Consider the following 18,668-nt stretch of genomic DNA (forward strand, 5'->3'; position numbering starts at 1 on the left):
ATAAGTAGTCCGTGCTATTCCTGCGGGTCGTCCGCGTTGATGACGATGATCGTGGCCGTGGTCGCGGCGCGCCCGAAACCGGCGCCGATGCCCGATGCCCGCGCGGAGCCACCGCCGGTGGCGGCCATGGCGCGCCCGACCAGACCCGACGCGGCCATGCTGGAGAACAGCGATCCCTCTCCTTCGGCCGCGAGGGCCGAAGGAGCGCCGGCAAAAGCGGTTTGTGGAATCACCGTGGCGACCGACCGGATCTCCGGGGCGGCCGCCGCCCATCCCGGCGGCACCGACAAGCGCCCGACGACGCCGGCACGACCGATGCCCGGCGACATTCCGGTTCCAGCGGCTCTCGGCGAGCTCACCATTTGCGTCCCCGAATTGACCTCGCCACCCAACCGCCCCAGCGCCGACCGGTCCCGGTCCAGCCTTTGCCGGGCACTGTTCACATTCGCCACGTTTTGGGGCACCAGGTAGTTTTCGACGCCCAGCAGATACGGGCTGCCGCCGATGCCGAACAATGACACCGGACCCAACGGGCCCGTGAGCGCCGAGTCGAATGCTGACAGCAGCGATGGTGGATCGGCGGCGGCGGCAGGCGTTGTCAGGGTCTGCAACGATTGCGGTACGGACGACATCAGTTGCGGGAGAGCCGATTCCGTGTTCGTCGCGACCGAGCCGCCGGTGGCCTGCGCGACGGCGGCGGCCTGTCCCGCGGTCCCGGCCGGATTGGTGCTACGCGGCGGCGGGGCGAATGGCGTCACCTGCGCGGCGGCCGCCGAGGCACCGGCGTAGCCGTACATCGCCGCGGCATCCTGGGCCCACATCTCGGCGTACTGGGCCTCGGTGGCCATGATCGCCGGGGTGTTCTGACCCAGAAAATTGGTCGCGATCAGCGCCATCAACTGCGCCCGATTGGCCGCGATGACCGGTGGCGGCACCGTCGCGAGGAACGCCGCCTCGTACGCGACCACCGCCGCCCTCGCCTGGCTGGCGGTCTGCTCGGCCTGGGCGGCGGTCGCACTCATCCATGCCGCATACGGCGCCGCCGCGGCGGCCATCATGCTCGATGAAGGACCGCGCCACCCGGCGGTCAGGTTCGAGATCACCGACTCGTAAGACGCTGCGGCGGCGTGCAACTGAGCTGCCAGCGCTTCCCAGGCCGCGGCGGCGGCCAGCATCGGCCCCGCCCCGGGGCCAGAGTACATTCGACCGGAGTTGACCTCCGGCGGCATCACTCCGAAATCCATTGCTATACCTCATAACTCGTTGCGGGACGCCCGAGGGCGACGTGAGTCGACCGCTGCATCGCCTGAATGATTTGATGAACTTCTGTAACCGCGCCCTATAGACGCGCGACTCGGCCGGATCGTGAGAGCGGTTATCCGCTGCGGCCCCGGCGATGTCCCGTTAGCGTTGTAGCGCGGACTGATTCAACGACGGGAACATGCATCCCACGGCAGAGCTGACATGCCTAGTACCGATGCCGCGACCAGATACGTTGCCGCGGTGTGAACTTGCTAGCTGGACACCGGTGTGCGCATCATCGGCGTGACGAAGCGACGCCAACCGTCGTCGACATGACGGTCAAAGCCGAAGGCTAGGAACCCCGGTTGCGCCACGGGCGGTGCCGCCGACGCTGCAGATAGGACTCGACGCGGCGGTTGTGCGTATTGGCGATGATTTCAATTGCGCGCCAGCTGTCTTGGCGTGTTTGCTCACGGGCGACCGAGGCGAGGCACAGCCGCATCCGCCCGAGCGGGCGGCCGGCCAAGGGGGTAAAACTGCGCGGGGCGATTGGACAAGCGCTCACCGCCGTCGATGACGGCGAACCCTCATCGACATATCTCATCGCGGTGCTCCTGCTTGCATATCAGATAAATGACAGACCACGATCGTACTTATTCCGGTCAGGCCGTGTCCAGTTTGCGTTCACGCCATACCGGCAGGTCGGCGCGCGTCCGCACCTGCGCAAACCCGCTCACGACCCCCACCAGAGCGGCACCCCGAAAAGCCCAGAGCAAATGCAATCAAGTCCCACAAAGCGCAGGAATGCGGACTACCATCGATACCGTGCGCGTAAGGGAAGAAACGTAGCGACCGTCGCTTCGTTGGGGCATAGCACTTGCCGGGCCTGCGATGCGGAAGCTAGTCGCCACACAGATGGCCGTTGGGGCTTTAATGCTCAGCGGGGCGATCGCACACGCTGAGGACCAGCCGCCACCGCCTCCTCCCGCCCCTTCGTTCTACGCACCGAAGTGCCTGAGTTTCGATCCCAATCCGCCGGCGCACTGGAACTACCTGCCGTGCGGATGGACAACGGATGGCAAGCGGTGGATTCCGCTGCCTCCGTAGCCGATACCGCGTGACCTCGCCCCGCGAAATTCCCTCAGCCGCTGACTAACTGGCCTTGAGGTGTCCGCCTCCCCGGCAGCTAACGCCGCAGACGCCCGCATCCCCCCGGGCGTCTGCGAGCGAAAGCGCCTGGTCAATCGGGAGCCCGCTGCAATCCAAACCGTTGACCACCAGGCCCAGACTGATGGCGCCGTCCGCGCGGGCGCTCTCGATGCACACCTCGATGTCTCGGAGCCCCGGCCTGCCCACGGTCCAATAATCCGGGCGGTGCCCATCGAACACCGTGTGATCGTCCGCGCCGTCACCGCTCTCCCGCAGTTCGCCCGCCGATGAGACAGGCACGTCGTCGGGTAACGCGGCCGCGGCGAGAGGAGTGAGCGGATCAGCAAGACCGCAACAGTTGTCGTGATACTCCAAGGCGATCATCATCGCCCTCCTCTCACCAGACCATCGTATCTTCGACGGCGACGTTTCCTACGGCAACACGGTGTGCATCAGCATCACGTCGTACGCCGACCACAGCGACAGGTTGAAGTACAGGTCCCGTCCCGACGACCAGGGATGGATCATCGGCGCATAGATGCCGCCGGGCATCTGGAACGAGGACACCAGCGGTTGCGGGGGACTCCACGGCCCCTGCGGCGCCGGCGCGGTCCGTGCGATGACGTCGTTGCTGCCGCCGTCGGTGTAGAGGACCAGGTATTGCTTGAGGTAACTGTTGTACTGGGCCGACATTTCGCCCACCGGCGCCGGGAAGATCGGCGTCGCCGCACCCGGATTGTTCGGGACCCAACGACCGCCCTCGTCGCCGTTCCAGTATTGGTACTTGGTCAGGTCCGGCAATTGGTTCGGTGGAACCCGCGAGAGGAAGGCCGCGCCGCCGCGACCCGACGGCGTCCCGAACTGGTAGATGTAGCCGTCCTTGCCCTTCAAGAACGCGCCCATCTGGAAGTTCTCGTTTCCAGGCGTAAACCCGGCTCCCGGAATGGCATCCGCGGACGCCGTGCGGATCGTGGTGGGGAAGATCCCCCAGTTCTGGCCGTTGTCGTTGGACCGCGCGATCGCCGAATAGTTCGTTGTCCATTCGCCGTCGCGGCCCCACTGGCGGATGGACATGTAGCTCATGTACTGGGTTCTGCCCATCGACATCGCCCCGGTCGGAATGATTCCCGTCTCGTGCGCGGCCTTGTGGATGGTGTTGACGACCTGTTTGGAGAGCCCGGGCGCCCACACCGGCGAGCCGGAATACTTGTCGTTCGGCACGCCGTCGGCGATGTGGATTCCCTTGGACAGATCGCGATCGTTGCTGCGGAACAGGGTGTTGTAGCGCCACTGCTGGCCGTGCACCTTGCAGTAGCCGAAGGTGTCACCGAAGGCCATCAGCACCTGGCGGTTGACGGGATCGCCGTTGTCCCAGGCAATCCCGAGGTCGGTGCCGGAGATGCCGAACCGTTGCAGCGTTTTGTTGGGGCCGTCCGGCCCGGTGACCCAGTCGACGAGGGACGTCGGAGCGCCCGCGATCGACGGAGGCGGCGGGCCCGGCTCGGGTTGCGGCTGCGGCACCGGGGCGGCGTTCGGCCGTAGCGGGTTGGCGTTCGGCAGTTGCGGGACCGCGGGCGGGTTGGGAGCCGGAGGCAGGACCTCGGCTTGCTGTTGCAGCGGCGCGGAGGGTCCGGGTCCCGGCGTCGGCCCCTCGGCTCGCGGATGGACCGGCGCGGAGTAGCGCTGCCCCGGCGTCGCCGGCTTGAGCAACGAGGAGATCAGCGGACCCAGCCTCGGCAGCGGCGCCTGGTCATTCGTGTGACTGGGCCTGCGCCCGGTCGGCGGCTGCACGACCGGCTGAGGCGCGGGCATCGCCGGCTGCGCGGCGGGAGGGTCGACGTTTGCCTCGGGGGCACCGCATGGCGTGGCGTGGGCGGTAGGCGCGGGCCCCACCACGAGGACGAATCCGACAGCGGCCGCCGACGCCATCGATAGCGACACACTTCGAAGAATCGCCGACATGTAACACCTTTCGAGGGGTAGGACACCGCGCTGACGTCCGTAGTTGGCTCATGTGACGATAGTGATCTGCGGGGCATATGTGACCAACGATGAACCGATAGGTATGCATCCGTGACCGTGTCGCAACGCGGCAGTCGCCGCCCCGACTTCCCTCGCGTGGCATTAGCTGGAAGCAATATGTAAGCTGCTAATCGGCGTTTCTGATTTTGCCAACGCTGCCACTGGCTGGGTCAGGTATCGACCCGGAAGATGTCACGATGGACCGCAGACCGACCCGCCCCGGGGGGTGAGCCCGCCCCGGGCCTTCCACCCGGTCGCCAAGAGCCGGTCGCGTCCTCACAAGTGGCCGCCTGCCCCCGCGGGGTCGTCGCCGGCCGGGGGTGGACGTCGCGGCTACTTTGCTGGGACGGCCGCAAAACGAACGGCCGACGGGTGCGCATATCGGCTTACACCGCAGCCTCGCGCGACGCCACGATGCGGGGTGGCCGCTTCGCGGTGGGACTGGCCGCACGACGGCGCAACCCCACCACATCGCCGCAGCTCAGACTTCCGGCCGACCGCCTGCCCGAGTGCCCCGCGCGCACCCGGAAAAGGTGAATCGACGTTAACCGGACCCGGCGCCGTCGGCGGCCCGGCATCAACGAGACGTCAAATAGATTGAGGCCGCATGTTTGTCGGCACCGCTGGGGGGCAATGATCCAACAGTAGGCGAGTGCGTCGGCCGGCCTTCGCGCCCGCCTAGGTCCCGTCGGTTCAGCCCGAGAGCCGACGGGGCCGCCCTCTTTGGACCGCCCAGGGACCCGCGCCGGCCCGCCGATAGGCCCTCAACAACCGCCCCGCCCGGGAGTACCGTCGGCGTATGGATCGCTCCTCCGGTGTGTGGATTCTCGGCGGTTACCAAAGCGATTTTGCTCGCAACCTCACCAGGGAAGGCCACGACTTCGCCGCGCTGACCGCCGAGGTCGTCGACGCGACGCTGGCAACGGCCAAGCTGGACGCGGCCGGCATCGAAGTGGTGCACGTCGGCAACGCCTTCGGCGAGATGTTCGCCCGGCAGGGCCACCTCGGGGCGATGCCCGCCACGGTCTGCGACGGCCTCTGGGACACCCCGGCGTCGCGCCACGAAGCCGCCTGCGCTTCCGGCAGCGTGGCGGCGCTGGCGGCGATGGCCGATCTGCGGTCGGGCGCCTACGACACCGCGCTGGTAGTGGGCATCGAGCTCGAGAAAACGGTCCCGGGCGACACCGCCGCGCAGCATCTGGGGGCCGCGGCATGGACCGGTCACGAGGGGGCCGACGCGCGCTACCTGTGGCCGTCCATGTTCGCCCGGGTGGCCGACGAGTACGACCGCCGGTACGGACTGGACGACGCGCACCTGCGGGCCATCGCCCAGCTCAACTTCGCCAACGCCCGCCGCAACCCCAACGCCCAGACCCGCGGGTGGACCGTCGCCGATCCCATCACCGACGACGACGACGCCAACCCGATCACCGAGGGCCGGCTGCGACGCTTCGACTGCAGCCAAATGACCGACGGCGGCGCGGGATTGGTGCTCGTCAACGACGCCTACCTGCGCAACCACCCCGACGCGCGCCCGATCGGCCGGATCGAGGGCTGGGGTCATCGCACCGTCGGGCTGGGGCTGCAGCAGAAACTGGACCGTGCCGGCGACGATCTCTACGTGTTGCCGCATGTGCGGGCGGCGGTGCTCGACGCGCTGCGCCGGGCGGGGCGCGGCCTCGACGACATCGACGGGTTCGAGGTGCACGACTGCTTCACTCCCAGCGAGTACTTGGCCATCGACCACATCGGGTTGACCGGCCCGGGCGAGTCATGGAAGGCGATCGAAAACGGCGAGATCGAGATCGGGGGGAGGCTGCCGATCAATCCCAGCGGCGGGTTGATCGGTGGCGGGCATCCGGTGGGCGCCTCCGGGGTGCGGATGCTGCTCGACGCGGCCAAGCAGGTCAGCGGCGCCGCCGGCGACTATCAGGTCGACGGTGCGCAAACCTTCGGGACCCTCAATTTCGGCGGCAGCACCGCCACCACCGTGAGTTTCGTTGTCAGCAAAGGCGGTTGAGATGGACTTGCCAAAAGATATAGCGATCGTCGGCAAGTTCCTGTCCACCCTTCCCGAGGACGACGACCACCCCTACCGGACGGGCCCGTGGCGTCCCCAGACCACCGAGTGGGACGCCGACGACCTGGCCGCGGTCGAGGGTGAGATCCCGGGCGACCTGGACGGCGTCTATCTGCGCAACACCGAGAACCCGCTGCACCCCGCGTTCAAGACCTATCACCCCTTCGACGGCGACGGCATGCTGCACGTGGTCGGCTTCCGCGACGGAAAGGCCTTCTACCGCAACCGTTTTATCCGCACCGACGGATTCCTGGCCGAGAACGAGGCCGGCGGGCCGCTGTGGCCGGGGCTGGCCGAGCCCGTGCAACTGGCGCAGGGCCCGCAAGGCTGGGGCGCGCGAACGCGGATGAAGGACGCGTCGAGCACCGACGTCATCGTGCATCGCGGCGTCGCGCTGAGCAGTTTCTACCAGTGCGGCGACCTGTACCGAATCGACCCGTATTCGGGTGACACGCTCGGCAAGGAGTCCTGGAACGGGCGCTTCCCGACCGCGTGGGGCGTGTCCGCACACCCCAAGGTAGACAACGCAACCGGTGAACTGCTGTTCTTCAACTACAGCAAGCAAGACCCGTACATGCATTACGGTGTCGTCGACGAGCGCAACGAACTGACTCACTACGTCGACATCCCGCTGCCCGGTCCGCGCCTCCCCCACGACATGGCGTTCACCGAAAACTACGCCATTCTCAACGATTTCCCGTTGTTCTGGGATCCTCAGCTGCTCGAGCACGACGTGCACCTGCCGCGCTTCCACCCCGACATCCCGTCGCGGTTCGCGGTGATCCCGCGCCGCGGCGGGACCGAGGACATTCGCTGGTTCGAGGCCGACCCCACGTTCGTGCTGCACTTCACCAACGCCTACGAGGATGGCGACGAGATCGTGCTCGACGGCTTCTTCGAAGGCGACCCGTCCCCGCTCGATACCGGTGGAACCAAGTGGGACAAACTGTTCCGCTTCTTAGCCCTGGATCGCCTGCAGGCACGCCTGCACCGGTGGCGTTTCAACCTGGTCACCGGCGAGGTGCGCGAAGAGCGGCTCTTCGAATCCGTCACCGAGTTCGGCACCATCAACCCCGGCTACGCGGCCGCCGACTACCGCTACGTCTATGCGGCCACGGGCAAGCCGGGTTGGTTCCTGTTCGACGGCCTGGTCAAACACGACCTGCGCACCGGAACCGAGGAGCGGTTCTCGTTCGGGGACGGCGTCTACGGCAGCGAGACCGCGATGGCACCGCGCGTCGGCGGCACCGGCGAAGACGACGGCTACCTGATCACGCTCACCACCGATATGAATACCGACGCCTCGTATTGCCTCGTGTTCGACGCCACCCGCCCCGGCGACGGGCCGGTGTGCAAACTCCCACTGCCGGAACGGATTTCCAGCGGCACCCACTCGACCTGGGCGCCCGGCTCCGAGCTGCGCCGCTGGGACACCGCCGAGTCCGCCGCGGACGCGATCGGACTGTGATGAGCACCGACCAGCACAAGCACCACCGCACGACGCACTGGCCGCCGCAGTTGGCCCCCATCGGCGGCATCCGCTTCGCGCGCCGCTCCTCGCACTTCGCGGAAACGGTGCGGTTCTACCGCGACCTCGTCGGCCTGCCGCTCTACGAGACGTTCGAGGACAGCTACGGCAGCAACGGCGCGATCTTCGGGCTCCCCAGCTGGAACCTCACCATGGAGATCGTGCAGGCCGCCGACGACGTCGCGGTGGACCCCCATGAACAGCTCTGTCTTTATTTTCCGAACCCCCAAGCACAACGAGCCGCACTCGCGCGCCTGCACGACGCGGGCGTCGAACCCGTCGACCAGCACCCGTACTGGGCGGCCACGGGCGCGATCACCTATCGGGATCCCGACGGGCGCGAGATCGTATTCGCGCCCTTCGTGTTCGGCGTCAACGAGCCCGACACCAGCGCCGCTTCGGGGAAGCACGAGTTCCCGTCGGCGTGAGGGCTCAGCGCCGCGGCCGTCCCGAGGCCAACGCCGAGATCACCGCCACGATCGAGCACGCTGCGGCGCATACCGCGCCGCCCGCACCGACGTAGAGGCCGTATTCGGCCGACACCGGCGGGTTGACGTTGAGCTTGTAGTACCACACCGTCAGCGCCACGATCAACAGCGAAATCAGCAGCGCCGCAACCGAAGCGAGCTTCACCGACAATCCTCGGCCCATCATTGCGCCGGCCACCAGCAGGGTCGAGGCCAGCAGCACGATGAGCTGGCCGGCGCCGAACCCCGGGGGCAGTTCCAAGTTGCCGTGGGCGCCTCCGATGGCGTTGGCCCAGCCCCCGCCGTTGACCGCCGTCCTCAGCCACGGCAGCCACGCGCTGGCCGAAACCACCACGGCGAAAAACGCCACCAGCCAACCGGGGCGCAGTCGGCGAGTCATGGTAGCGAGGTTAACCGACTCCGCCGCCGGTCCGCGGCACCGAGCGTCGTCCTAGCGTGGCGGCGCTCGTCGGCTAGGCCTGCAGCGATGACAGGTTGAACGGGGCGCCCGTCGGATCGGTCGCGGCGGCCAGCCGTCCATACGGGGTGTCCTCGGCGTCGCGCACCACAGCGCCGCCGTTGTCGACGATCACTCGCAGGGTCTTGTCGACGTCCTCGGCGCCGAAGAAGGTCACCCAGTTCGACGGGACGGCCTCGGGTAGCAGCGAGGCGCCGTCCATCACACCGAGCAATTGCTCGTCGCCGAACCACGCTGTGGTGTAGCGGAATTCGTCGGTATCGGACTCGGATTCGGTACGCCAGCCGAGGACGTCGCGGTAGAAGTCGAGGGCCGCACCGTAGTCGCGGGTGGTCAGCTGATGCCAGACGGGGGCGCCGGCCGCTCCGATGATCTCGAAACCGCGGTGCTGCAGCGGCTGCCACAAACCGAACGTCGCGCCGGCGGGGTCGGTCGCCAGGCCCATATGGCCCTTGGCGGGCACCTCCATCGCCATGCAGACCGAACCGCCCGCCCCGGTCACCGCGGCCAGCGTGGTCTGGATGTCGGCGGTGTGGAAATAGGTAACCCAGCGGTCCGGCGCCTCGGCCCCGGCCCGGTTGGCCATGATCCCGGCGACGGGGTGGCCGCCCTTGGCTGCGTTGACATATCCGCCGTACTCGGGCCCGGCGGATTCGAACGTCCAGCCGAAGACCGTGCCGTAGAAATCCTGGGCGCGGGCGACGTCGGACGTGGTCAGATCGATCCAGCATGGGGCGCCCAGCGGGGCGCTGTCACGAATAGGCATGGTGACCTCCTGATGATGTGTCCCCGGAAGAAAGGGGGTTCACACTATCGACCGCGCCCGAGGCGAAAACTCATCGGCGGGCGATCAGCGATGCCCGTTGCTGCTCGGATCGGGCCGGGTGAACACCGTCACGAAGTTCTCCAGCGACTGGTCGATATCGCCGCGCAGTGCGGCGGCGACGATCATGCCGATGGGGCCGAACAGTGCGGGGCCACCGAGGTGCACGTCGAAACTGACGAGGGAGCCGTCCCCTTTGGGCTGGATCTTGGCCATCAGCTTGACCTTGACCCCGCCGACTCCGTCGCCGTTGAGCGTCATGCCCTCGGGTGGCTTGTAGCGCACGACCGTCCATTTGATCCGGTTGGGCATGCCCTTGACCTCGACAATCGACTCGACGACCGAGCCCTTCTCGATCTCGTCGGGCAATGCGCTGCGCCACACCCGGTGGATGGTCAGCCAATCCTTGTACCGGGACAGGTCGGAGGCGTGCTGCCAGGCCACCTCGGGCGGCAGCGGGACATCGATGGATCCGGAAAGCTTGGCCATGGCTCAGTTCTGCTGGTCGCCCGTGTCCGCGGCGCCGGCCGCCTTCTTCGCCTGCTCCTGCACCTGGTGAATGGTGTCGGAGTATTTGCCCTGCGTCTTTTCGTCGACGAACTCGCCTGCCTTGTCGATGGCCGTCTCGACCTTGTCGGCGTTCTGCCACAACAGATCCTTGGCCTTGTCCAGGAATCCCATGTGCCCTCCCTTTTTCCGGCATCGTACTTGCCCGGTGAAACCGGCCGGCGCCGAGTTCGCTGTGCTCAGCGCCACAGCCGCGGCTGCACGCCCAGCATCCTGGCGCGGATCCACCACATGGCCTCGACCGCGGCTACGCCCAGCAGACCGATCCCCAGCGCGGTCGCGGTCACCGTGACATTGGACGGATCCAGCAGGAACTGCTTGCGGGCCAGGGGGAGGCTGAAGATCACCACATACGCCAGGCCCGAGACGATTACGAGCGCCACCCGCCACCACTGGTAGGGCCGTGCGACCACCGCGAGCACCCACAGGGCCGTCATGAGCAAGGTGATCAGGGCCGCGGTCGACGCCTGATCCTGTTGCTGGAAGCCGGCGTGCCGGCCAGGGTAGGCGGCCAGGTACGACGCGAAGGTCGCGGTGCCGACGATCAGCCCGGACGGCAGCGCCGAGCTCAGCACCCGGCGCACGAAACCGGGCTCGGCGCGCTCGATGTTGGGCGCCAGGGACAGGATGAACGACGGTATTCCGATGGTGAACCACGCCGCGATGGTGACGTGGATCGGCTGGAACGGATACAGCAACGGATCGGCTTTCAACGCTTTGGAAAACAGGCATTCGATGCCCACCAACAACGCCAGCAGCACCGAGTACACCGTCTTGGTCAGGAACAGGTTGGCGACCCGCTCGATGTTGCCGATCACGCGTCGGCCCTCGCCGACCACGTACGGTAGCGTGGCAAACCTGTTGTCCAGCAGGACGATCTGTGCGACGGCACGGGAAGCCGGGCTGCCGGCCCCCATCGCGACGCCGATATCGGCGTCCTTGAGGGCCAGGACGTCGTTGACGCCGTCGCCGGTCATCGCGACCGTGTGCCCGCGCGATTGCAGGGCGTGTACGACGGCGCGCTTCTGATCGGGACGCACCCGGCCGAAGGTGGTGTGGGTGTCCAGCGCGTCGGCCAATTGCGCGGGGTCCGAGGGGAGTTGGCGCGCATCCATCGTCTCGCCGCGCAACCCGAGCTTGTCGGCGACGGCGCCGACAGAAACGGCGTTGTCCCCGGACAACACCTTGACCGAAACACCCTGATCGGCAAAGTATTCCAGCGTCTCGTGGGCGTCAGGTCGGACCTTCTGTTCGAGCACCACCAGCGCGACCGGGGTGACGTCCCCCGGTGCGCTGGGGTGGTCGACGGCCACGTCGGCGGCGCCCACCAGCAGGACCCGCAAGCCCTGCGACCCGATCCGCTCGGCCTGTTCGGCCGCCGCCGACGCCGGCTCGAGCAACACGTCGGGCGCCCCCATCACCCAGTCGCCGTGCCCTTCGAAGGACACCCCGCTCCACTTGGTGGCGGACTTGAAAGGTGCTGTCGCCGTGGCGGTCCAGCCCGGCGACTCGTGATAGGTCTCGGCGATCGCGCGCACGCTCGCGTTGGGTCGCGGGTCGGCGGCGGCCAACGCCGCCAGCACGTCGCCGATCCGATCGCGGTGCGCGTCCTCGTCGAGCTCGTCCACCCGGGCGACCCGCATGCCGCTTTCGGTCAGGGTGCCCGTCTTGTCGGCGCAGACCACGTCGACCCGCGCGAGCCCCTCGATGGCGGGCAGCTCCTGCACCAGGCAGCGGCGCTGGCCCAGCCGGACCACCCCGACCGCGAACGCGACCGACGTCAGCAGCACCAGCCCTTCGGGCACCATCGGCACCAGGGCGCCCACCGTCCGCAGCACGGACTCCTGCCAGCCCGCGTGCGTGGTGAACAGCTGGGTGTAGATCGTCAGCAGGCCGGCCGGCACCAGAAGGTAGGTGATGAACTGCAGGATGCGGTTGATGCCGTTGCGCAGTTCGGATTTCACCAACGTGAACTTGCTGGCTTCCTCGGCGAGTTTGGCCGCGTAGGCGTCCGGGCCGACCTTGGTGGCCCGGTAGGCGCCGGCGCCCGCAACGACGAAACTGCCCGACATCACCGCGTCGCCGACGGCCTTGGCGATCGGGTCGGCCTCACCGGTCAGCAGTGACTCGTCGACCTCCAGGTTCGCCTCTTCGATGATCTCTCCGTCGACGACGACCTGATCGCCGGGCCCGAGCTCGATGATGTCGTCGAGCACCACCTCCTCGGGCGGGACCGCACGCGTCCCGGATTGCCTGCGCACCACGGGTTTCGCCTGACCCACGATCGCGAGCTTGTCCAGCGTCTGCTTGGCCCGGATTTCCTGGACCATGCCGACGACGCTGTTGGCGATGATCAACAGTCCGAACATCCCGTTGATCAGCGAGCCGGTCGCCAGCACGATCAGCAGCAACACTCCCAGGATCGCGTTGATCCGGGTGAACACGTTGGCCCGCACGATATCGGTGATGCTGCGCGTCGCCCGTTTCCGCACGGCGTTGCTCTGGCCGTCGGCGACCCGCTGCGCCACCTCGGCGTCGGTCAGGCCGGTGATCAGTGAGGAGCTCATCGGGCGAAGGTCCCCAGCTTCTCGGTGTCGTAGTACTCCAGATTCAGGGTGTCGTTGGAGAAGACCGCTTTGGAAATCGTTCCGGGTGGGGCGTTTTCGTCGGTCAGCGGGAAGGTGAAGGTGTCGCCGTCCCAATGGGTGAGGGCGACCGTGTGGTTTTTCGGGCCCATCGCCAAGTGCAGGGCGCCGTCGCGTTCGGTCACGACGGCCGGGCCCCAGTAGTCGCTGGCGTACACGCCTGCATAGTCGCGAAGCGGCTTGGCCGGGGCGGGTTTGGGCGGGGGCTGCTTGCCGACCAGCGAGCCCACCGGATTGTTCAGCCAGCCGATCGCCTTCTGGTACAAGGGACCCCAGTCCTCGCGGATCTGGCCGTATTGGACGAGGTCCATGAATTCGGCGGTCAGGGTTTCCGGGATGCCGTAGGGCGCGCCGTTGGTCAGCGCGATGATGCCCACGTCTTCCGAGGGCATCACCACGAAGTTCGTCGCCGCCCCCAAAGCGAAAGCGCCGGAATGGCTGTATTCGGTGCGGCCCGAGGAATCGACCGACGCGTTGAAACCGTATCCGTAGAACCCGGTGCGCGCCTTGGGCGTCGTCGCGGGTGTCGACACCGTCTGCGGACTGATGGCCGGCAACAGGTCTTCCGGCGCGGCGATCCGCCGCCCGTCGTGAGTCCCGTTGCCCAGCAACATCATCAGCCAACGGGCCATGTCGTTGACCGATGAGCTGAGGCCGCCCGCGGGTGACTGGGGATCGGGATCACGCTGGAAGCGGGCCTCCCACTTGCCGGCGACCTTGACGTGGTTGACCGCGTGATTGGGCCGGGCGAGGAAGTCGGCGAAGCGTGAGCTCGTCGACGTCATTTTTAGCGGGCGGTAGAGCGCCTCGTCGGACAGGTCCTCCCATGACTTGCCGGCCGCGGCCGCCACGGCCTCCGCGCCGGCGGTGATCCCATAGTTGGTGTAGGCGTAGCTGATCCGGAAGGGTGCCAGCGGCAGATACCTGAGTCGCTCGAGGGTCTGACGACGGTCGTAGCCCAGGTCTTCGAGTTTGTCGCCCGCGTGATCGGGCAGCCCGGAGCGATGCGAATACACGTCGGCGACGGTCACATGGCTACTGACATAGGGATCGCCGAGCGTGAACCAGGGCAACTTGGCGGCCACTGGGGTGTCCCAGGTGACGACGTGATCGCTGACCTCGTGCGCGATCACCGTCGCGCCAACCGATTTGGACACCGAAGCCAGCTGGAAGACGGTGTCGGCGTCCACCTTGTTTCCTTGCCCCTCGCCCTTGCTCACATCCTTGACACCGAAACCCTTGGCGTACAACACTTTCCCGCCGTGGACGACGGCGACCGCCATTCCCGGCACGCCGGTGTTCTTCATCAGGTCGCCGACCAGGCCGTCGATCTTGGCGACGGCATCGTCGATGCGGCCGGCAGGAATCGCCACGCCGGCCACTTGGTTGGGCGCGACGTCAGACAGTGTGGACGGGGCCCCGGCGGTCGGCTGCGCGGAGCCGCATCCCGTCAATCCGAGCAGCACCGAGATGGCAGCGACCGCGCGTTTGGTCATGGCGCACTCTAACGCGGTGGGGTTGCCGGACTCCGGAATCAGAGCTGCCACCACGGGTTCGATTTCACCGGGGCCGCGAGATCAATGCGCTGGCCCGGCACCGGAACCGCCACGTTCACCTGCTCGGGCTCCGCGGCGGCGAGCAGCCGCTCGACCGGCTCGGCCCACGGGTGCGGGGCCAACCGGAAGGTGCCCCAGTGGATCGGCACCAACAGCCCCCCGTCGGTGACGTCCAGGTGCGCCCGCAGCGCCTCCTCGGGGTTCATGTGCACGTCGGGCCACGCCGTGTTGTAGGCCCCGATGGGCAGCAGGGTCAGGTCGAACGGTCCGTGGTCGGCGCCGATCTGGGCGAAGCTCTTCGTGTACCCGGTGTCGCCGCCGAAGTACGCGCGATGGGTCGGCCCGCGAAAGACCCACGACGCCCACAGCGTCGTGTTGCGATCCAGGAAGCGCCCCGAAAAATGCCGCGCCGGCACGCACACCACGGTGAGCTCGTCGACCGTCGCGCTCTGGTGCCAATCGAGCTCGACGATGCGGTGCTCGGGTATCCCCCACCTGCGAAGGTGGGCGCCGACACCGAGCGGAACGAAGAACGGGGACCGCTGCGTGCGGGCCAACGCCCGAATCGTGTCGATGTCGAGGTGGTCGTAGTGATCGTGGCTGATCACCACCGCGTCGACGGCGGGCAACCCCTCGAGTTGAATCGGCGGCGGGTGCAGCCGCTGCGGCCCGACGACGTCCGACGGCGAACACCGGTCGCTCCACACCGGATCGGTGAGCACCCGGTAGCCGTCGATTTCCACCAGCGCCGTGGAGTGGCCGAACCAGCTGACGGCCAGCCCGCTCGGATCCGCGCGGAAGACCCCGGGGGCCGTCAGCGGGATCGGCCCGCGCGGCCGGCTTCCACCCCGGTTGCCCACCAGCTCCCACGCGATGAGCCGCAGTTGCTCGCGGTCCATCTTGGTTTCCGAGGCGGGCTCGAGGTTGACGAAGACGCCGTCGCGACAGTTCGGGGACCCCGCGGTCGCCGCGGCGATCGATGCGGGGTGGGCGCCGAGGGCGTCCGGCGCGCCGTGCAGCGCGCGCAGCAGCCAACCCCCGCCCGCCAGCGACGCCGTGCCGGCGATCAGCCGTAGCGTCCCCCGCATGGCTCGTCAGGCCCCCTGGAACTTCGGTGGCCGCTTCTCGATACGCGCGACCTGGGCCTCGATGACGTCCTGGCTGCCCCACGCCTTGTCGAAAAGCTCCTTGTGCACCGGGTCGGCCTCCTCGATGGCGCCGTCGTCGTTGAGCACCCGCTTGGCGTGCTGGATCGCCAACGGGGCCAGGCCGGCGATCTCGGCGGCCCAGGCCTGGGCGTCGGACAGCGTCCCGATGCGGTTGGCCATCCCGGTCTGCAGGGCCACGTCGGCCGTCAGCTTTTCGGCGGCCAGCAGCATCGCGCGGGCCCGGCCGTGACCGACCAGTGAAGCCAGGCGCCGGATGCTCCAGTTGTCAAGGGCCAGACCGTATTTCGATGTGGGGAATTGGAAGAAGGCGTCCGGCGCGACGACCCGGAGATCGCATTGCATGGCCAGCTGCAGGCCCGCGCCGATGGCGGGGCCGTTGATGGCGCCGATCACCGGGATGAGGGTGGCGTCCAAGACCCTGTGCAGCTCGATGAGGCGGTCGGGATAGTCGGCGGCGAATGCGTCACCGCTCAGGTCCGCGCCGGCGCAAAACACCGTGCCCTGCCCGGTCAGCACGATCGCCCGGGTGGAGCCGTCGCCCGCCTTCAGCACGGCCTCGCGCAGCTCCTCGACGAGCTGGGAGTTCAAGGCGTTGCGGCGCTCGGGGCGCTGCAACTCGATGGTCAAAACCGCTTCGGCCTGGCTGACACCGATCATGGCAGCCACCCTATATAGCCTCGTCACGTGAGTCGTATCACGGCTGGTCAACTACGCGACGCGGTCCTGGACGAGAATTCCTTCATCCGCTGGGACAGCGAGCCGCTCGCCGTGCCGGCCAGCGCCGCCTATGCGCGAGAGCTGGCCAATGCCCGCGCCGCGACGGGCCTGGACGAATCCGTGCTGACCGGCGAAGGGCGCATCTTCGGGCGCCGGGTCGCGGTGGTGGTCTGCGAATTCGGCTTTCTGGGTGGCTCGATCGGGGTGGCCGCCGCCGAACGGATCACCGCGGCGGTGCAGCGGGCGACCGCCGAGGGGCTGCCGCTACTGGCCTCGCCGAGCTCCGGCGGCACCCGCATGCAAGAGGGCACGGTCGCGTTCCTGCAGATGGTGAAGATCGCCGCGGCCGTCCGGCTGCACACCCGGGCTCACCTGCCCTACCTGGTCTATCTGCGCAATCCGACCACCGGTGGGGTCTTCGCGTCGTGGGGCTCGCTGGGCCACGTCACGCTCGCCGAACCGGGCGCGTTGATCGGCTTCCTCGGACCTCGCGTGTACCAGCTGCTCTACGGCGAACCGTTCCCCGAGGGCGTGCAGACCGCGGAGAACCTGCAGCGGCACGGCGTGATCGACGACGTCATCCCGCTCGACGAGCTGCGCCCGACGCTGGACCGAGCGATGACCGTCATCGCCGACCCGCCCGGGCCGCTGCCCACGCCGCCACCACCCGAACCGACACCCGACGTCGCGGCGTGGGATTCGGTGGTGGCATCGCGGCGTCCGGACCGGCCGGGCGTCGGACTTCTGTTGCGGCACGGCGCAACCGACCAGGTGCTGTTGTCGGGGACCGGCCGGGGAGAGGCGGCGACGACGCTGCTGGCGCTGGCCCGATTCGCCGGTCAGCCGGTGGTGGTGCTCGGCCAGCGGCGGATAGCGGGCGGCCGGGCGAGCACCGTGGGCCCCGCGTCGTTGCGCGAGGTCCGGCGCGGCATGGCGCTGGCCGCCGAGTTGCGCCTGCCGCTGGTGCTGGTGATCGACACGGCGGGACCGGCGCTGTCGGCCGACGCCGAACAGGGCGGGCTCGCCGGGCAGATCGCCCAGTGCCTGGCCGAGCTGGTGACCCTGGACACCCCGACGGTCTCCGTGCTGCTGGGCCAGGGCAGCGGCGGGCCGGCGCTGGCGATGGTGCCGGCCGATCGGGTGTTGGCCGCGCTGCACGGCTGGCTGGCGCCGCTACCGCCGGAAGGCGCGAGCGCGATCGTCTTCCGCGACACCGATCACGCCGCCGAACTTGCCGCCGCACAAGGCATCCGGTCGACCGACCTGTTGGCGTCCGGGATCGTCGACGTCGTCGTCGCGGAACATCCCGATGCCGCCGACGAGCCCGTCGAGTTCTCGCGGCGACTCTCACGCGCCATCGCCGCCGAGGTGCAGGCGTTGCGCGGGATACCCGCCTCCGAGCGGCTGGCCGCCCGGCTGCAGCGCTACCGCAACATCGGTCTGCCCTGAAACGCTCGCGACGGTGGTGCCTCCCGCATCCATAGGCGGCAATCAGGCAAGATGGGCGGCATGGACACAGGAGCTAGCTCACCTCGGGTCTTGGTCGTCGACGACGACTCCGATGTGCTCGCGTCGCTGGAACGTGGCCTGCGCCTGTCCGGGTTCGAGGTGTCGACCGCGGTCGACGGCGCCGAGGCGTTGCGCAGCGCCACCGAAACGCGGCCGGACGCGATCGTGCTCGACATCAACATGCCGGTGCTGGACGGGGTCAGCGTCGTCACCGCGCTGCGCGCCATGGACAACGACGTCCCGGTCTGCGTGCTCTCCGCCCGCAGCTCGGTCGACGACCGGGTGGCGGGCCTGGAGGCCGGCGCCGACGATTACCTGGTCAAACCGTTCGTGCTGGCCGAGCTGGTCGCGCGGGTCAAAGCGCTGCTGCGCCGCCGCGGCGCCACCGCCACCTCCTCGTCGGAGACCATCACGGTGGGACCGCTGGAAGTCGACATCCCCGGCCGGCGGGCTCGCGTCAACGGCGTCGACGTCGACCTGACCAAGCGGGAATTCGACCTGCTGGCGGTGCTGGCCGAACACAAGACCGCGGTCCTGTCCCGTGCGCAGCTACTCGAGCTGGTATGGGGCTATGACTTTGCCGCCGACACCAACGTCGTCGACGTCTTCATCGGATACCTGCGCCGCAAGCTCGAGGCCCACGGCGGGCCCCGGCTGCTGCACACCGTGCGCGGAGTGGGATTCGTGCTGCGCATGCAGTAACCCGGTCGAGCGGC

The 18,668-nt window shown here is 68.2% G+C and carries 17 protein-coding genes; 6 read left to right on the plus strand and 11 right to left on the minus strand.

The annotated features are described in order from the left end of the window. Positions 1 to 14 precede the first annotated feature (14 nt). Entirely contained in the window at positions 15 to 1,244 is a 1,230-nt protein-coding gene (locus QGN31_RS20880; protein WP_020188652.1) for a PPE family protein, read from the minus strand. 889 nt (positions 1,245 to 2,133) lie between these two features. Here QGN31_RS20880 and QGN31_RS20885 point away from each other — a divergent pair. Beyond that, positions 2,134 to 2,349, plus strand: a complete 216-nt coding sequence (locus tag QGN31_RS20885) for a hypothetical protein (protein WP_080587915.1) — start codon at positions 2,134 to 2,136, stop codon at positions 2,347 to 2,349. A 45-nt stretch (positions 2,350 to 2,394) separates the two neighbouring features. Here the strand turns inward: QGN31_RS20885 and QGN31_RS20890 are convergent, their stop codons facing one another. Next, positions 2,395 to 2,775 (minus strand): hypothetical protein, encoded by a 381-nt coding sequence (locus tag QGN31_RS20890; protein ID WP_026071406.1) that lies wholly within the window; start codon positions 2,773 to 2,775, stop codon positions 2,395 to 2,397. Between the two features lie 48 nt (positions 2,776 to 2,823). Then, entirely contained in the window at positions 2,824 to 4,353 is a 1,530-nt protein-coding gene (locus QGN31_RS20895; RefSeq protein ID WP_014381863.1) for a DUF4185 domain-containing protein, read from the minus strand. 859 nt (positions 4,354 to 5,212) lie between these two features. On the opposite strand from QGN31_RS20895, the gene QGN31_RS20900 reads away from it, so the two are divergent. Genes QGN31_RS20900 through QGN31_RS20910 form a run of 3 tightly spaced genes read left to right on the plus strand, consistent with a single transcriptional unit; the run spans position 5,213 to position 8,449 of the window. Then, positions 5,213 to 6,433: an acetyl-CoA acetyltransferase gene (locus QGN31_RS20900; RefSeq protein WP_009957327.1), complete on the plus strand. Its 1,221-nt coding sequence runs from the start codon at positions 5,213 to 5,215 to the stop codon at positions 6,431 to 6,433. A gap of 1 nt (position 6,434) precedes the next feature. Then, positions 6,435 to 7,961 (plus strand): carotenoid oxygenase family protein, encoded by a 1,527-nt coding sequence (locus tag QGN31_RS20905; protein WP_014381862.1) that lies wholly within the window; start codon positions 6,435 to 6,437, stop codon positions 7,959 to 7,961. Next, positions 7,961 to 8,449 carry a VOC family protein gene (locus QGN31_RS20910; protein WP_008253915.1) on the plus strand — a complete coding sequence of 163 codons (489 nt, stop codon included), beginning with the start codon at positions 7,961 to 7,963 and terminating at the stop codon, positions 8,447 to 8,449. The genes QGN31_RS20905 and QGN31_RS20910 overlap by 1 nt, the downstream gene beginning before the upstream one ends. 4 nt (positions 8,450 to 8,453) lie before the next feature. Here the strand turns inward: QGN31_RS20910 and QGN31_RS20915 are convergent, their stop codons facing one another. The 8 genes from QGN31_RS20915 to QGN31_RS20950 all read right to left on the minus strand — a co-directional run bounded on the left by QGN31_RS20915 (position 8,454) and on the right by QGN31_RS20950 (position 16,383). Beyond that, entirely contained in the window at positions 8,454 to 8,888 is a 435-nt protein-coding gene (locus QGN31_RS20915; protein WP_008253914.1) for a hypothetical protein, read from the minus strand. Positions 8,889 to 8,961: 73 nt separating this feature from the next. Then, on the minus strand, positions 8,962 to 9,732 hold the full coding sequence (locus QGN31_RS20920; RefSeq protein WP_008253913.1) for a VOC family protein: 771 nt from the start codon (positions 9,730 to 9,732) through the stop codon (positions 8,962 to 8,964). 84 nt (positions 9,733 to 9,816) lie between these two features. Continuing rightward, complete coding sequence (locus tag QGN31_RS20925) at positions 9,817 to 10,278, minus strand: type II toxin-antitoxin system Rv0910 family toxin (protein WP_008253911.1); 462 nt, start codon at positions 10,276 to 10,278, stop codon at positions 9,817 to 9,819. 3 nt (positions 10,279 to 10,281) lie between these two features. Next, complete coding sequence (locus tag QGN31_RS20930) at positions 10,282 to 10,470, minus strand: antitoxin (protein ID WP_008253910.1); 189 nt, start codon at positions 10,468 to 10,470, stop codon at positions 10,282 to 10,284. A gap of 65 nt (positions 10,471 to 10,535) precedes the next feature. Next, positions 10,536 to 12,923, minus strand: coding sequence for a cation-translocating P-type ATPase (locus QGN31_RS20935; RefSeq protein WP_014711030.1), 2,388 nt, complete (start codon positions 12,921 to 12,923; stop codon positions 10,536 to 10,538). Beyond that, entirely contained in the window at positions 12,920 to 14,497 is a 1,578-nt protein-coding gene (locus tag QGN31_RS20940; RefSeq protein ID WP_014381859.1) for a serine hydrolase, read from the minus strand. The genes QGN31_RS20935 and QGN31_RS20940 overlap by 4 nt, the downstream gene beginning before the upstream one ends. Before the next feature lie 38 nt (positions 14,498 to 14,535). Next, a complete protein-coding gene (locus QGN31_RS20945; protein ID WP_009957318.1) occupies positions 14,536 to 15,645 on the minus strand; it encodes an MBL fold metallo-hydrolase in 1,110 nt (369 codons plus the stop codon). A gap of 6 nt (positions 15,646 to 15,651) precedes the next feature. After that, positions 15,652 to 16,383, minus strand: coding sequence for an enoyl-CoA hydratase (locus tag QGN31_RS20950; RefSeq protein ID WP_014381858.1), 732 nt, complete (start codon positions 16,381 to 16,383; stop codon positions 15,652 to 15,654). 27 nt (positions 16,384 to 16,410) lie between these two features. Here QGN31_RS20950 and QGN31_RS20955 point away from each other — a divergent pair, with 27 nt between their 5' ends. Together QGN31_RS20955 and prrA are read left to right on the plus strand one after the other, a co-directional pair. After that, a complete protein-coding gene (locus QGN31_RS20955; protein WP_014381857.1) occupies positions 16,411 to 17,892 on the plus strand; it encodes an acetyl-coenzyme A carboxylase carboxyl transferase subunits beta/alpha in 1,482 nt (493 codons plus the stop codon). 51 nt (positions 17,893 to 17,943) lie between these two features. Next, positions 17,944 to 18,654: a two-component system response regulator PrrA gene (gene prrA / locus QGN31_RS20960; protein WP_008253900.1), complete on the plus strand. Its 711-nt coding sequence runs from the start codon at positions 17,944 to 17,946 to the stop codon at positions 18,652 to 18,654. The last annotated feature ends 14 nt before the right edge of the window (positions 18,655 to 18,668 follow it).

This window comes from Mycobacterium sp. 2-64 (assembly GCF_035918375.1).
Taxonomy (GTDB): domain Bacteria; phylum Actinomycetota; class Actinomycetes; order Mycobacteriales; family Mycobacteriaceae; genus Mycobacterium; species Mycobacterium intracellulare.

Coding starts and splice junctions, on each gene's coding strand:
- QGN31_RS20905 (WP_014381862.1), top strand. CDS start 6,435: ATGGACTTGCCAAAAGATATAGCGATCGTCGGCAAGTTCCTGTCCACC.
- QGN31_RS20950 (WP_014381858.1), bottom strand. CDS start 16,383: ATGATCGGTGTCAGCCAGGCCGAAGCGGTTTTGACCATCGAGTTGCAG.
- QGN31_RS20925 (WP_008253911.1), bottom strand. CDS start 10,278: ATGGCCAAGCTTTCCGGATCCATCGATGTCCCGCTGCCGCCCGAGGTG.
- QGN31_RS20900 (WP_009957327.1), top strand. CDS start 5,213: ATGGATCGCTCCTCCGGTGTGTGGATTCTCGGCGGTTACCAAAGCGAT.
- QGN31_RS20930 (WP_008253910.1), bottom strand. CDS start 10,470: ATGGGATTCCTGGACAAGGCCAAGGATCTGTTGTGGCAGAACGCCGAC.
- QGN31_RS20945 (WP_009957318.1), bottom strand. CDS start 15,645: ATGCGGGGGACGCTACGGCTGATCGCCGGCACGGCGTCGCTGGCGGGC.
- QGN31_RS20910 (WP_008253915.1), top strand. CDS start 7,961: ATGAGCACCGACCAGCACAAGCACCACCGCACGACGCACTGGCCGCCG.
- prrA (WP_008253900.1), top strand. CDS start 17,944: ATGGGCGGCATGGACACAGGAGCTAGCTCACCTCGGGTCTTGGTCGTC.
- QGN31_RS20890 (WP_026071406.1), bottom strand. CDS start 2,775: ATGATCGCCTTGGAGTATCACGACAACTGTTGCGGTCTTGCTGATCCG.
- QGN31_RS20940 (WP_014381859.1), bottom strand. CDS start 14,497: ATGACCAAACGCGCGGTCGCTGCCATCTCGGTGCTGCTCGGATTGACG.
- QGN31_RS20915 (WP_008253914.1), bottom strand. CDS start 8,888: ATGACTCGCCGACTGCGCCCCGGTTGGCTGGTGGCGTTTTTCGCCGTG.
- QGN31_RS20885 (WP_080587915.1), top strand. CDS start 2,134: ATGCGGAAGCTAGTCGCCACACAGATGGCCGTTGGGGCTTTAATGCTC.
- QGN31_RS20920 (WP_008253913.1), bottom strand. CDS start 9,732: ATGCCTATTCGTGACAGCGCCCCGCTGGGCGCCCCATGCTGGATCGAT.
- QGN31_RS20935 (WP_014711030.1), bottom strand. CDS start 12,923: ATGAGCTCCTCACTGATCACCGGCCTGACCGACGCCGAGGTGGCGCAG.
- QGN31_RS20895 (WP_014381863.1), bottom strand. CDS start 4,353: ATGTCGGCGATTCTTCGAAGTGTGTCGCTATCGATGGCGTCGGCGGCC.
- QGN31_RS20880 (WP_020188652.1), bottom strand. CDS start 1,244: ATGGATTTCGGAGTGATGCCGCCGGAGGTCAACTCCGGTCGAATGTAC.